Annotated in this window: 1 protein-coding gene; it reads right to left on the reverse strand. The window is 75.3% G+C overall.

The genetic code is table 11. From position 1 onward, the window contains the following. Positions 1-170 precede the first annotated feature (170 nt). A partial coding sequence (locus tag ABD378_RS34940) for an FtsX-like permease family protein (RefSeq protein ID WP_344527772.1) occupies positions 171-547 on the reverse strand: 377 nt, incomplete at its 5' end.

Genomic DNA, 547 nt, shown 5'->3' on the forward strand with positions numbered 1-547 from the left:
CTCCGGCGACCGCGCTCCGCACTCCCTCGCTCTCGTACGCGTCGACCGCGCGCGGGAAGACAGCGGCGAGGAACGCGGTGGCGAGCACGAGCAGCGCGAGCGCGAGCGCGGGCAGCGGCGCGGCGCGCAGACGGGTGCGGGTCCAGGGAGCAACGGGGGCGGGGCACACGTCAGTTGCCTCCGTCGTGGCGCAGGGACACCGTCGGCTCTCCCCGGCGCAGGGCGAGGGCCGTGATGATCAGGAGGGGGACGGCCGCGGTCGCCGTCAGGAGCGCGGCCACGTGGGGGAGCGGCAGTTCCACCAGGACCGGCGGGACCGGCTGGGTGGCCTCGCCGGTGAGGACGATCAGGGGGACGACGGCACGGGTCAGGACCGCGCCGAGCGCCACGCCCACCACCAGGGCGAGACCGAGCAGGAAGCCCTGCTCCGCCGCGATCAGGCGGGCCAGTTGGCGCCGCGGGGTGCCAAGGGCGCGGAGCACAGCGAACTCCGCCGAGCGCTCCCGCAGTTGCTCGGTGAGCTCCTGCGACTGCTTGAGCAGCACCT

This window comes from Streptomyces rectiviolaceus (assembly GCF_039533825.1).
Taxonomy (GTDB): Bacteria; Actinomycetota; Actinomycetes; order Streptomycetales; family Streptomycetaceae; genus Streptomyces; species Streptomyces rectiviolaceus.